This is a genomic window from Sandarakinorhabdus sp. (assembly GCF_041689835.1).
In the GTDB taxonomy this organism is placed as follows: Bacteria; Pseudomonadota; Alphaproteobacteria; order Sphingomonadales; family Sphingomonadaceae; genus Sandarakinorhabdus.
On the sequence record NZ_JBDNFM010000006.1, the window covers coordinates 1 to 12609 of the forward strand.

Annotated in this window: 10 protein-coding genes and 1 pseudogene; 5 read left to right on the forward strand and 6 right to left on the reverse strand. The window is 66.1% G+C overall.

From position 1 onward, the window contains the following. The 4 genes from ACESL8_RS00145 to hisD form a co-directional block, all read left to right on the forward strand. The coding region (locus ACESL8_RS00145; protein WP_372914647.1) for a DNA methyltransferase at positions 1 to 1659 on the forward strand (1659 nt) is incomplete at its 5' end. Next, complete coding sequence (locus ACESL8_RS00150) at positions 1626 to 2954, forward strand: type IIL restriction-modification enzyme MmeI (RefSeq protein WP_372914649.1); 1329 nt, start codon at positions 1626 to 1628, stop codon at positions 2952 to 2954. The genes ACESL8_RS00145 and ACESL8_RS00150, both read left to right, overlap by 34 nt. A 64-nt stretch (positions 2955 to 3018) precedes the next feature. Beyond that, the gene (gene hisG / locus ACESL8_RS00155) at positions 3019 to 3693 is read left to right on the forward strand and encodes an ATP phosphoribosyltransferase (protein ID WP_372914651.1); all 675 of its coding nucleotides are present in this window, start codon (positions 3019 to 3021) and stop codon (positions 3691 to 3693) included. Then, positions 3677 to 4966 (forward strand): histidinol dehydrogenase, encoded by a 1290-nt coding sequence (gene hisD, locus ACESL8_RS00160; RefSeq protein ID WP_372914653.1) that lies wholly within the window; start codon positions 3677 to 3679, stop codon positions 4964 to 4966. The genes hisG and hisD overlap by 17 nt, the downstream gene beginning before the upstream one ends. Here hisD and ACESL8_RS00165 read toward each other — a convergent pair. The 6 genes from ACESL8_RS00165 to ACESL8_RS00190 all read right to left on the reverse strand — a co-directional run bounded on the left by ACESL8_RS00165 (position 4963) and on the right by ACESL8_RS00190 (position 12190). Then, on the reverse strand, positions 4963 to 6120 hold the full coding sequence (locus ACESL8_RS00165; RefSeq protein ID WP_372914655.1) for a serine hydrolase domain-containing protein: 1158 nt from the start codon (positions 6118 to 6120) through the stop codon (positions 4963 to 4965). The two genes, hisD and ACESL8_RS00165, sit on opposite strands and share 4 nt — an antisense overlap. A gap of 32 nt (positions 6121 to 6152) precedes the next feature. Then, on the reverse strand, positions 6153 to 7739 hold the full coding sequence (purH, locus tag ACESL8_RS00170) for a bifunctional phosphoribosylaminoimidazolecarboxamide formyltransferase/IMP cyclohydrolase (RefSeq protein WP_372914657.1): 1587 nt from the start codon (positions 7737 to 7739) through the stop codon (positions 6153 to 6155). A 76-nt stretch (positions 7740 to 7815) separates the two neighbouring features. Next, positions 7816 to 9588 carry a heparinase II/III family protein gene (locus ACESL8_RS00175; RefSeq protein ID WP_372914659.1) on the reverse strand — a complete coding sequence of 591 codons (1773 nt, stop codon included), beginning with the start codon at positions 9586 to 9588 and terminating at the stop codon, positions 7816 to 7818. Further along, the gene (rpe, locus tag ACESL8_RS00180; RefSeq protein ID WP_372914661.1) at positions 9588 to 10250 is read right to left on the reverse strand and encodes a ribulose-phosphate 3-epimerase; all 663 of its coding nucleotides are present in this window, start codon (positions 10248 to 10250) and stop codon (positions 9588 to 9590) included. The genes ACESL8_RS00175 and rpe overlap by 1 nt, the downstream gene beginning before the upstream one ends. 92 nt (positions 10251 to 10342) lie before the next feature. Further along, positions 10343 to 11575 (reverse strand): peroxiredoxin family protein, encoded by a 1233-nt coding sequence (locus ACESL8_RS00185; protein WP_372914663.1) that lies wholly within the window; start codon positions 11573 to 11575, stop codon positions 10343 to 10345. Positions 11576 to 11644: 69 nt separating this feature from the next. Beyond that, positions 11645 to 12190, reverse strand: a complete 546-nt coding sequence (locus ACESL8_RS00190) for a J domain-containing protein (RefSeq protein ID WP_372914665.1) — start codon at positions 12188 to 12190, stop codon at positions 11645 to 11647. Between the two features lie 94 nt (positions 12191 to 12284). On the opposite strand from ACESL8_RS00190, the pseudogene ACESL8_RS00195 reads away from it, so the two are divergent. Beyond that, positions 12285 to 12609 (forward strand): annotated as a pseudogene (locus ACESL8_RS00195) (hypothetical protein); the annotation flags it as partial.

A 12609-nucleotide genomic window follows, 5' to 3' on the forward strand; every position in this document is an offset into this window, starting at 1 on the left:
GAAGCCTTCGTCCGCCGCTCCGAAGCCGGGGAACCCGCCGGCACCGGCCGCATCGATCTCTACAAACCCCGGCACTTTGTACTGGAGGCCAAGCAATCGCGCCTTGCCGCCAAGGCCACGCCCGATCTGCTGGCCGCTGCCGGGCTGGAGGCCGGTCCGGCGCAGCCTGCCGGGCCGCGTTACGATGCCCTGATGCGCGATGCGCGGGTGCAGGCCGAAGCCTATGCCCGCGCGCTGCCCGCCAGCGAAGGCTGGCCGCCGTTCCTGATCGTCTGCGATGTCGGCCGGGCGTTTGATATCTATTTCGATTGGTCGGGCATGGGCAAGGATTATGGCCCGTTTCCCAATCGTCAGGGCTTTCGCATTGGCCTGTTGCAACTGCGCGATCCGGCGGTGCAGGCGCTGTTCCACGCCATCTGGACCGACCCGCGCAGCATCGATCCGCGGCTGCAAGCCGTCGCCGTCACCCGCGATGTCAGTTGGCGGCTGGCAGACGTCAGCAAGACCCTGGAGGCGGATCAGCGGCACCGCACAAGGCTGGCCAGCCCGGCCGACAAATCGCGCGTGATCGAAGGCACGGCCTTGTATCTGATGCGCATCCTGTTCTGCATGTTTGCCGAAGATGTGGGCCTGCTGCCGGCCAAATCCTTCCAGAATTTTCTCGCCGCCTGCCTGCCGCCCGGCGATGCGGACGGCGATGCTGCTGCCGATGTACCGGCCGATACCAAGCGCTTTACGCTGGGCCTCGCTGAACTTTGGGGCCTGATGGCGCGGCGCGGCGGGGAACGTTACTGCCTCGCGCTGGGCTGCGACATCAGCTATTTCAACGGCGGGTTGTTCGAACATCCTGAGGTGTATGCGCTGGGGCGCAACGAGATCAGCAAGCTCGTCGATGCTGCGGCCAAACAATGGAACCGGGTGGAACCGGCCATTTTCGGCACGCTGCTCGAACAGGCGCTCACCCCGCAAGAACGTGCCAAGCTGGGCGCGCATTACACGCCGCGCCGCTATGTCGAACGGCTGGTGGAAGCCACCATCATGGAACCGCTGCGGGCCGAATGGGCGGCTGTGCAGGCAGCGGCGCCCGATGCCGCGCCGGTTGCGGCCTTCCATGCCCGGCTCAAGGCGCTGCGCATTCTTGATCCCGCCTGCGGCACCGGCAATTTCTTGTATGTCGCGATGGAATTGCTGCTGCGGCTGGAAGGCGAAGTGCTCACCTTGCTGGCCGAACTTGGCTCGCCGGCCATCCCCGGCATCGTACCGAAACAATTTCTGGGGCTCGAACTCAATCCGCGCGCGGCGGTGATTGCCGAGCTGGTGCTGTGGATCGGCTGGCTGCGCTGGCGCATCGCCAATGATCCGGCGGCCGTGCCGGAACCGGTGCTTGAACGCACCGACGCGATCAATTTCGGCCGCCCCGGCGGCTATGATGCCGTGCTGGCGCGCACCGATGTGGGCGAAGTGGATTTCGCCAACCCGCGTGCTGCGTTGTGGCCGGATGCGGATTTCATCGTGGGCAACCCGCCGTTTATCGGTGGCAAGGATTTGCGTGACAAGCTGGGCAGCGATTATGCCGAGGCGCTGTGGAAGGCCAATCCCCACGTGCCGCCATCGGCGGATTTAGCATGCAATGGTGGGTTCGGGCGGCGTGGGCGTTGACACTACCCGGCGCGCGGCTGCGGCGTTTCGGTTTTGTCACCACCAATTCGATCACCCAAACCTTCAGCCGCCGCGTGATCGAGGCACGGCTGGCCGGCACCCCGCCGATTGCATTGGTGATGGCGATTGCCGATCATCCGTGGACCAAGGCGACGCGTGACAGTGCGGCGGTGCGGATCGCGATGACGGTGGCGGATGCTGGCAGCGACGATGGGCAATTGATCGAAGTGCTGCAGGAAGCTGCGCTTGATACCGATGCGCCCGAACTGCTGACAGCAACGGCAAAGGGGCGGATCAACGCCGATTTGACCGTGGGTGCAGACGTGACCAGCGCCAGACCGCTGCGCGCCAACACCGTTATGGCATCACCGGGGGTCAAGCTGCACGGCGCGGGGTTTATCGTTACGCCTGCCGATGCCGTCACATTGGGACTGGGCAGCCGGCCCGGCCTTGATCAGCATATCCGTTCCTATCGCAACGGGCGTGATCTGATGGGCAATGGGCGCGGCGCGATGGTGATCGATCTGTTCGGCCTTGCCGAAGCCGAGGTGCGGCAGCGATTTCCTGAAGTGTGGCAGCATTTGCATGCAACCGTTAAACCGGAGCGAGACGCGAACCGCCGCGCCACCTATCGCGACAACTGGTGGATTTTCGGCGAACCGCGCCGTGACCTCCGCCCGGCGCTGTCTGGCCTGGAGCGTTACATCGTCACCGTTGAGACGGCCAAACATCGGGTGTTTCAGTTTCTGGATGCCAGCATATTGCCGGACAATATGCTTATCGCCATTGCGTCCGACGACGCATTTCATGTTGGCGTGTTATCGTCGCACATCCACATTCGATGGTCGAATGGCATGGGCGGGACACTCGAAGATCGCCCTCGATATACCAAATCGCAGATATTCGACCCTTTCCCTTTCCCCAACCCCACCCCCGACCAGCGCGCCGCCATTGCCGATCTGGCCGAAGAACTCGATGCAACCCGCAAGATCGTGCAGGCCGAACATCCGGACATCACCCTGACCGGCCTGTACAATCTGGTGGAAAAATTGCGCGCCGGCGCCGTGCTGATCGCTGCCGAGGCCGATACGGCACGGCGGGCGCGGGCCAGCATCATCCTGGAACTGCACCGCCGCATCGATGCCGCCGTGGCCGCGGCCTATGGCTGGCCCGCCGATCTGGCGGCGGCCGATATCGTGGCCCGGCTGGTGGCCCTGAACGCGGCGCGTGCCGCCGAAGAAGCCGCCGGCACCATCCGCTGGCTGCGCCCCGACTATCAGGCGGGCCGCGCTTGACGCTGCACGTGCGGCGCGGGCGCAGTGGTGTTTTGGCTGCGCCCGCGCTATGCCGCGCCGCATCATGATCACGCCGCTCATCATTGCCTTGCCCAAGGGCCGCATCCTGAAAGAAGCGCTGCCGCTGCTGGCGCGCATCGGGATTGTGCCGGAGCCGGATTTCACCGACGAGAGCAGCCGCAAGTTGACCTTTGCCACCAGCCGCGATGATGTGCGGGTGATCCGGGTGCGCAGTTTCGATGTTGCCACCTTCGTGGCCTTTGGCGCGGCGCAATTGGGCATTGCCGGCAACGACGTGCTGATGGAGTTTGATTTTTCCGAAATCTATGCGCCGGTCGATCTGGGCATCGGCCATTGCCGCCTGTCGGTGGCGCAGCCTGCCAGCCTTGATCCCGATCTGTCGCGCCTGAGCCATGTGCGGGTGGCGACGAAATATCCCGGCCTCACCCGCCGGCACTTTGCGGCGCGGGGCTTGCAAGCCGAAGTGATCAAGTTGAACGGCGCGATGGAACTGGCGCCGCTGGTTGGCCTGTCGAGCCGCATTGTCGATCTGGTTTCCACCGGCAAGACGCTGGCCGAAAACGGCCTGGTGGAAGTGGAGGTGATCGCCGAGGTGACCAGCCGCCTGATCGCCAACCGCGCCGCTTTCAAGACCGATGCGCGCGTGGTGGCCATCATCGATGCGATGCGGGAATTGACGGAAAATTCTCCGGAGACTGGTAATGCCGCAGCGGCTTGATTTCGCCGATCCCGGCTTTGCCGCAGCCTTTGCCGCGCTGGTGGATGCCAAGCGCGACGATTCCGCTGATGTGTCGGCCACGGTTGCGGCGATCATCGCGGTTGTGAAGGCGCGCGGCGACGCGGCTGTTGCCGAGCTGACCGCCAAGTTTGACCGTGTCGATCTGGATGCGGCTGGATGGGAAATCCCCGCGGCCGATCTTGATGCCGCGCTTGCCGGCCTCACGCCCGAATTGCGCGCCGCGCTCGATCTGGCGGCTGCCCGCATCCGCGCCTTCCACCAGCGCCAGAAACCGCAGGGCAATGACGCCGTGGACGATGCCGGTGTGCGCACCGGGGTGCGCTGGTCTCCGGTGGATGCTGCTGGGCTTTATGTGCCGGGCGGGCGCGCTGCCTATCCATCGTCGGTGCTGATGAACGCCATTCCCGCCGTGGTGGCCGGCGTGCGCGATCTGATCATGGTGACGCCCACTCCGGATGGCGTCATCAACCCGCTGGTGCTGGCTGCCGCCCGTGTTGCCGGCGTGAGCCGCGTGTTTCGTATCGGCGGCGCGCAGGCGGTGGCGGCGCTGGCGTTTGGCACTGCGCACATTCCGCGGGTGGATGTGATCACCGGGCCGGGCAACGCCTTTGTGGCCGAAGCCAAGCGCCAGTTGTTCGGTATGGTCGGCATCGACATGGTGGCGGGGCCATCGGAAGTGGTGATCGTTTCGGATGGCAAATCCAATCCCGAATGGATCGCAGCCGATCTGCTGGCCCAGGCCGAACATGATCCGGTGGCGCAATCCATCCTGATCACCACGTCGGCGGCCGAAGCCGATGCGGTTGCGGCTGCTGTTGCCCGCCAGCTCGAAACCCTGTCCACGGCGGCGGTGGCCGGTGCCTCGTGGCGCGATTTCGGCGCGATCATCACGCTGCCGGCGTTGGTCGATGCAGTGCCGCTGCTTGATGCGCTCGCGCCGGAACATGCCGAACTGATGGTGGACGATCCCGACGCGCTGTTTGCGCAAATGCGCCATGCCGGATCGGTGTTCCTGGGCCGCCACACGCCCGAAGCCGCCGGTGATTATCTGGCGGGGCCCAACCATGTGCTGCCCACCGGACGCCGCGCGCGCTTCGCCTCCGGGCTTTCAGTGGCGGATTTCATGAAGCGCACGACGTTCCTGGATTGCGGGCCGCGCGGGTTGGCCGCCATCGGCCCGGCCGGGGCCGCCATCGCCGATGTCGAAGGGCTGGCCGCCCACGCCGCCTCGATCCGGATGCGGTTGGGTTAGACCCCGTACACCGCCCGTTCGAACGCGTGCACGACATCCAGTGCCGGTTGTTCGCCGAACGGCAGATGCTGCATCATGATCACGGCGGCGATGTCGTTGGTGGGATCGATCCAGTAATAGCTGTTGGCGATGCCGCTCCAGGCGAGGCTGCCGGCGGCGCGGCCGTTGGGGCCGGGCTCGGGGTTGATCAGGAAACCAAGGCCCCAGCCGCAATTCATGGTGGGAAACAGATCGATATTGCCGGTCATGCCCGGCAGATTGGTCACCATCCTGCCGGCGGGCATCGCCACCTGGTTGCGGGACATGTCGGCGATGGTTTCGGGCTTGAGGATGCGGGCGCCGTTCAGGCTGCCGTGGTTCAGGATCATGCGGCAGAACGCCAGATAATCGCGCGCCGTGCCCACCAGGCCGCCGCCGCCGCTGTGATACTCGGCGTGCTCGCCGCCGCCGAAATGGATGGGGAACGGCACCAGCGCATCGGGTGTGCGCACCGTGAGCGGGGTCAGCCGCGCCTTGATCGCATCGTCAAAGCCAAAGCTGGTATCGGTCATGCGCAGTGGCCCGGTGACATGGCGGGCCAGCCAATCGCCCAGCCGCATGCCCGCCAGCTTTTCCGCGACCTGCCCCACCCAATCGGTGGAAATGCCGTAAATCCACTGCGTGCCGGGATCGGCGAGCAGCGGCATATCGAGGCTGGCCAGCGAGCCCGCCTTGGCCGGATTGTGCGCCCGCCACTGGGTGAGCTCGGCGGACATGAATTCATAGCCAAAGCCCGATGTGTGGGTGAGCAGCTGCCGTAGCGTGATCGGCCCGGCGGCTGGGCGCATTACGGGCTTGCCCTCGTCGTCAAAGCCTTCCAGCACTTGGCGATTGGCCAGCGCTGGCAACAGCGCGCCCAGATCATCATCCAGCCCGATGCGGCCCTGCTCCACCAATTGCATCACCGCAACGCTGGCGATGGCCTTGGTCATCGAGGCGATCTGGAACAGATCATCCTGCGCCAGCGGCGGCCCGTTACCATTGACCTGGGGCCCCTTGGTGCCGACCGCCACCTCCGCCAGTGTGCCGGCGCTGTTGCCGACCACAGCGACCGCGCCGGGGATGTTGCCGGCCGCCAGCGTGATTTCCAGGGCAGTCTTGATACGGTCGAGCATGGCGGCGTCTCCTTGCGGGGCAGGGGTAGGGATCAATGGCGGAAGTGGCGCATTCCGGTGAACACCATCGCCAGCCCGCGTTCGTCGGCGGCAGCGATCACATCCTTGTCGCGGATGGAGCCGCCGGGCTGGATGATGGCGGTGGCGCCGGCTTCGGCCGCAGCAATCAGGCCGTCGGCAAAGGGGAAGAACGCATCGGAGGCCACGCACGAACCGATGGTGCGGGCCTGCGGCCAGCCGGCGGTTTCGGCGGCGTCGATGGCCTTCCTTGCAGCGATACGGGTGGAATCGAGCCGGCTCATCTGGCCCGCACCAATGCCCGCCGTCGCACCGCCGTTGGCATAAACGATGGCGTTGGATTTGACGTGCCGCGCCACGGTCCAGGCAAACAGCAGATCGGCCCATTCGGCTTCGGTAGGGCTGCGCCGGGTGACGACCTGGCACGCGTCCCGCAGCACGGCGCCATTGTCGCGGCTTTGCACCAGCATGCCGCCCGATATCGGCTTGAGCATCAGGCCGGGGCGGCGCGGATCGGGCAGATCGGCGATCAGCAGGCGCAGGTTCTTCTTGGCGGCAAAGATGCGCAGCGCGTCTTCATCGGCGCCCGGCGCGATCACCACTTCGGTGAAGATGCCGGTGATGGCTTCGGCGGTGGCGCCATCGAGCGGCTGGTTGACCGCGATGATACCGCCAAAGGCCGAGACGGGGTCGCACTGGAACGCCTTCCCGTACGCGTCAGCCAGGGTCGATCCGGTGGCGACTCCGCACGGATTGGCGTGCTTGATGATGGCGCAGGCCGGGGCGCTGTGGCGCCATTCGGCGATCAGATTGAGCGCGCCGTCGGCGTCGTTGAGGTTGTTGTAGCTCAATTCCTTGCCTTGCAGCTGGCGCGCGGCGGCGATCCCGTAGGGCTTGCCCTGCGGCAGATACAGTGCGGCCTGCTGATGCGGATTTTCGCCATACCGCAGCGTTTCCTTGCGGGTCAGCGCGACGGGCAGCACCGCCGGGAACATCTCGCCCTGATCGGCAAAGGCAAACCAGCTGGCAACCGCGGCGTCATAGGCTGCGGTGTGGGCAAAGGCAGCAGCAGCCAATTTGCGGCGCAGGGCCAGCGGTGTTGCGCCAGCGTTTGCACCCAGCGCGGCGATGAAATCGTCATATTGATCCGGGCTGGTCAGGATGGCGACGAAATCATGGTTCTTCGCCGACGAACGCACCATCGCCGGTCCGCCGATGTCGATATTCTCGATAATGTCATCGCGCGCCGCACCCTTGGCTACGGTGGCGGCAAACGGATACAGGTTGATCACCGCCAGATCGATGGCGCCGATACCGTGATCGGTCATCGCCTGCACATGGTCGGCGTTGTCGCGCAAGGCGAGCAGGCCGCCGTGCACGCGCGGGTGCAGTGTTTTTACGCGGCCATCCATCATTTCGGGGCTGCCGGTCAATTCGGCGACATCTGTTACCGCGTGGCCCAGTGCCCGCAGCGCGGCGGCGGTGCCGCCGGTGGACACCAGCTCCACTCCGCGCGCCGCCAGGGCGGCCGCCAATGGTTCCAGCCCGGCCTTGTCCGAAACGGAGAGCAGGGCGCGGCGGATGGGAACGAGATCGGTCATGATGGCGGCTTTCCGGAGCGGTGGAGCGGTGGACGGCTTGGCGCTCGCCTAGCGCCTTGACCCATTCTTGTCAGCCCTATTTGCCAGCCCGCTTCAGGCTCCAGTGTACATCGGCGGCCATTTTCTGGGTCGTTCCCAATACCACGAGCTGCTGCGTGCGCGCGATGGCGCCGGCCGCATCCACCCACACCGATGGTTCGATGGCCAGCCGGCCGGGATGATTGCCCCCCTGGCCGTCTTCCAGCCGCACTTTGAAGGCCCAGATGCGTCCCGATGGGGATTTGAGCAGCGCGCCCATGCCGTCGGCGGTGGGGGTGGCCGAGACGCCGGGCCCAAGGTGAAAACGCACATCGAAATTGCGCTCGGCTCGGCGTCGCAGCAGGCTGGCGGGCGCGGCTTCGATCAGATCTTCACCCGCAAGTTCGTTGCCATCGGCGGTGAGCAGCAGCCGGCGCCGCACCAGCAGGCCAAAGCGCCGGACATAGCCATTGTGGCTGGTCTCGATCAGCTGGCCTTCGGCGCTGCTGCGGTGGGCCAATGTCACTTCCTCCACCCCGGTGCCCAGCGTGCCATCGTCGCGGATGCGCGTGGAATTGGTGTCGGCAATCACCAGGGTCGAATGAGCGGCGGTGGTGGAAAGGCCCGAAGCCAGCGCCGGGGCCAGCGGCGTTTGCAGGCCGCGCACGCCGCCGCAATTGCTGATCAGCCGCTCGGCCCCATCGCTCATTTCAAAGGCCAGGGTGCCGGCATGGCCGCTGTTGGACAGGCGGGCGGAGGGCGGCGGGCCGGCATCGATCACCACCACGCTGCGCCCCGCCGACAGCCGTTGGTAACCGCTCCAGCGGCCGCCGCGGCGGATTTCGGTGCCGGTTGCCACCTTGCGTGATAGGCGGTCGGGCGTGTCGGCACCAATCACCGCGCCGCCGTGCCAAGCGCCGATCTGGCCATCGCCCAACATGAGCCCGCGCAGCGCCGGTGCCAGCCGGGCCAGCGTATCGGCAAACACCGGCGGCGCGCGGTTGCCCAGCGCTTCGGGCGCGCCGGCAGTAAAGAGCAGCAGATCGGCCAGCGTCAGCGCATCCACGGCTGAGCGGCTGGCGATGCCGCCATCGGGCAGCACCAGAACTGGCATCAGTTGATTGAGCCCGGCCAGCGCCGCGCTGGCACGCGCTTCGCCGCCGGGGATCAGCGTGCCGGCGGCATACAGCCCGCACAGCGCCTTGGCCTGGCCCAAGCCCTCGGTGCCGCGCCGCGCCGCGCGATCAAGGTGGCGGGCCCAGGTTGCCATCGCGGAGAGCACCGCAGAACGATAAATCTGATTGGAGGACGACAGGATCAGCGGCGCATGGCCCAGCGCCATCAACAGCCTGGTGCCGGCAACATCGGCGCGCCAGCCCAGCGCATCATAGTCGCCAAAGCTGCCCAGCCAGCGCTCCACCAGGTTTTCCGCCGCGCGCCTCGCGGCAGCACGATCGGGCAGGATGGCCAGATCGCGCAGCCATTGCCAGCCATGCGCCCATTCACGCCATTGTGGCGGCGGGCCGGCTTCCTGAAAGGTGATGTCCCGCGTCATCGCGGTGTGGCCGGCGTGGATCAGGCGGCCGGCCAGAATGCGCTCCCCGATGTGGGGATCGCCGGGCACCGGATCGGCCGGGGCTGCGAGCAGCTTGAGCGGAAAACGACCGCGCAGGCGAAAACGGTGCAGCGACGTGGCATAAAGCCGTGAGGTGAGTTCGGCGGTCAAGCGCTCCGCAAGCGACAGGCCGCGATCGCCGCTGCCGCGCCGCAGGCTGCCGTCTTCGTCTTGCGGCGGCGGCTGGTTGGGGGCTGGCTGGGGCGGCCTGGCCATCAAGTCCCCTTCAGCGCCGCGATATTGGCGGCATAGTGCGCCGCGCCGCCCTTGAAGCTGGCGGTGCCCGCCACCAGCACATCGGCCCCGGCAGCCACCACAGCGGCGACATTGCCGGCATCCACGCCGCCGTCCACTTCCAGATGGATGCTGCGGCCGCTGTCGTCGATCATCCGGCGCAACCGTTCGATCTTCTTCAATTGGCTGGTGATGAAGCTTTGCCCGCCGAACCCCGGGTTGACGCTCATCACCAGAATGAGGTCGATATCACCCAACACCGTTTCCACCAATTCTACCGGGCTGGCCGGGTTCAGCGACACGCCGGCTTTCTTGCCCAGCGCCTTGATGCGCTGGATGGTGCGGTGCAGGTGCGGCCCGGCTTCGGGGTGCACGGTCAGGATATCGGCGCCGGCCTCGGCAAACGCCTCAAGATACAGATCGGCCGGGCTGATCATCAGGTGCACGTCGAACGGCAGGCTGCTGTGCGGGCGCAGTGCCTTCACCACGGCGGGGCCGATGGTGATGTTGGGCACGAAATGCCCGTCCATCACGTCGACATGAATCCAGTCTGCCCCGGCAGCGCTGATGGCGCGAACCTCCTCCCCCAATCGTGCAAAATCTGCCGACAGGATCGACGGGGCAATGCGGACAGGAAGGCTCATGCCTTGTGCTTAGCAGGGCAGGCGCAGCCATGGTAGGGGGCGCGCCAACACCTGAACCAGCTTGAGCGCACGCAGCTGTGGATTGATTGTGCTTACGCCTTGGCGCGCAGCAGTTTGGTCACCGTTTCATCGAATTCGCGCTTCACCTTCTCACTGAGCGCGCCTGTCGCTGGCCCGGCCCAGCCCATATGCACTTCCTTCACCCGGCCATCGCGGCCGATGAAGATGGTGGTTGGCCACACCTTCACCGGGGCAAGATCGCCAAGCACCTTTTTGGTGTCGTCGGCATTGGGCTGGCCACCATAAACCATCGGGTAAGGCAGCTTGTAGCGCGCCTTGAAGCTGGCGATCTGGCGCATGGCGCGGGCTTCATCGGCGCCATATTCAAATTGCAGGCCGATCATTTCCACGCCTTCGCGCTGTCGGCGCGCGGCGTAGGGGCCAAGGAACTGGGCTTCATCGTGGCAATTGGGGCACCAGGCGCCGCCCAGCGAGATCACCACCACCTTGCCCTTGTAGCGGGCGTCATTCAGGCTGATCATCTGGCCATCCGGGGTGGGTAGGCGGAACGACAGCCGCTCCCCACCGGGCGCTTCCACGGCGATGGCGTTCATCGTGGCGAGCTTTTCCTTCCTTGCTTCCCACGGGTTGCCGGCCTGCCGGCTGGTGGCGGCAAAGGATGCACCCTTGAGCGTGTTTCCGGTGAGCGTGCCCGACCACAGGCTGGTGAAGCTGCCATCGAAGGTGGAAAGTTTCAGCTGATTGCCGTTCAATTCGCCCGAAAGATAGCGCATGTCGCCGGTGGGCAGCTGCACCGTGCCTGAAACCTGGCCGCCCACTTGCTTGAGCAGCACCAGCCCCTTCACCTTGTTGTCGCCGTAGGTCAGATTCCAGCGGCCACCAACATTGCCGGCTGGCTTGACGGTGCCGGGGCTGAAACGCCAGGCACCGCGCTGGGCGCGGGCATTGATGACCACGGTGCCGGTGGCGCGCAGCACAGTCGCGGCGCCGGTCAACGTGTCGCCGGGGGCGGCCTTGAGCTCCAGCTTGCTGTTATAGCTGGGGAAGGTGAGCGTGATGCTGTCCGCGCTCACTTGCACCTGTTCGACGCGCAGCCGTTCGGGCGGGTTGACCAGCCACGCCTGCGGGCCAGCCTTGCCCTGGCGCACGTCGAGCGTGAACGGCAACGGCCCGCCGGGGTGCGCATCGAAGCTCACGCGCCACTGGCCATAAAGCCCGGCAGCAAGCGCCTGGGTGGCGGTGAGGCCGAAGCCGAGACCGGCAACAAGGCTGCCGGCGAACAGGGTGTGAAATCTCATGATCATGGTTCCCCCAGATACGCTTGCCGGGACGCGTGCAAACCGGCTTTTCTTGGCAATCACAAAGCCTGGCTTTCAGCGCGCATCCCGTTCGGCGGCTGCCATGCGCGCTGCATCGGCGGCCTGTAATACGGCGAATGCCGCCTGCACGGCGCGAAACTGTTCGGCAGCGTTCGCGCCGGGGCCTGCCACATCGGGGTGGCTGGCCTTGGCGGCCGTGCGCCAGGCGGCCTTGATTGCCTCCGCGCTGGCTTCGCTGTCCAAGCCCAGCAGCTTCAATGCATCCAGCTCGGCGCGGCTGCGGCTGCCATCGCCTTCGCCGCCCCATTCCCAGTGGCTGGCGCGGGTGTAGTTGCGCTGCCGGTCTTCGGATGCGGCGCGGGCGGCGGTTTCCTCAGGCGTCAGTCCGCGGAAATAATCCCAGCCGGCGTTGTATTGCGCGGCGTGTTCCTGGCAGAACATCCAGCGTTCCGGGCTGTTTGGTGCCTTGGGCGCGGGGCGATCGCCCACGTTGGTGCAGCCATCCCGGTCGCACAGGCGCACGGTGGCGGCGGCGCTGGTGGCGCCATAATCCCGCCAGCGCGGGAACCCCCAATCATCGTTGCGCCGGTGTTTTGGCACTTGGCTTTCGCTCCTCAAACATCTGTTCTATGCCAAGCCGGCCGCCGATGCGAGTCTGGACGGTTGCCCTGTAAACGGGCAGTGGTGATGGCAGATGCTCGGCCTGTTGACCACGCGGCGCTTTGGCCCCCTGTTTGCCGCACAGTTTCTGGGTGCGTTCAACGACAATCTGTTTCGCACCGCGCTGGTGTTTATCGTCGCCTACGATCTGGCGGCGGACGATCCGGGGCAGGCGGCGCTGCTGGCCTCCGTGGCGGCCGGGCTGTTCATTCTGCCTTATTTCCTGTTTTCCGGCATTGCCGGTTCGGCGGCCGACGCGCGCGACAAGGCCGGCATCGCCCGGTTGGTGAAATTGACGGAAATCGGTTTCATGGCGCTGGGCTGGGCGGCACTGGCGCTGAAATCGATGCCGCTGGCGC

Excerpts from the sequence above, each read along its gene's own strand:
- ACESL8_RS00150 (WP_372914649.1), top strand. The coding sequence starts at position 1,626 with ATGCAATGGTGGGTTCGGGCGGCGTGGGCGTTGACACTACCCGGCGCG.
- hisG (WP_372914651.1), top strand. The coding sequence starts at position 3,019 with ATGATCACGCCGCTCATCATTGCCTTGCCCAAGGGCCGCATCCTGAAA.
- hisD (WP_372914653.1), top strand. The coding sequence starts at position 3,677 with ATGCCGCAGCGGCTTGATTTCGCCGATCCCGGCTTTGCCGCAGCCTTT.
- ACESL8_RS00165 (WP_372914655.1), bottom strand. The coding sequence starts at position 6,120 with ATGCTCGACCGTATCAAGACTGCCCTGGAAATCACGCTGGCGGCCGGC.
- purH (WP_372914657.1), bottom strand. The coding sequence starts at position 7,739 with ATGACCGATCTCGTTCCCATCCGCCGCGCCCTGCTCTCCGTTTCGGAC.
- ACESL8_RS00175 (WP_372914659.1), bottom strand. The coding sequence starts at position 9,588 with ATGGCCAGGCCGCCCCAGCCAGCCCCCAACCAGCCGCCGCCGCAAGAC.
- rpe (WP_372914661.1), bottom strand. The coding sequence starts at position 10,250 with ATGAGCCTTCCTGTCCGCATTGCCCCGTCGATCCTGTCGGCAGATTTT.
- ACESL8_RS00185 (WP_372914663.1), bottom strand. The coding sequence starts at position 11,575 with ATGATCATGAGATTTCACACCCTGTTCGCCGGCAGCCTTGTTGCCGGT.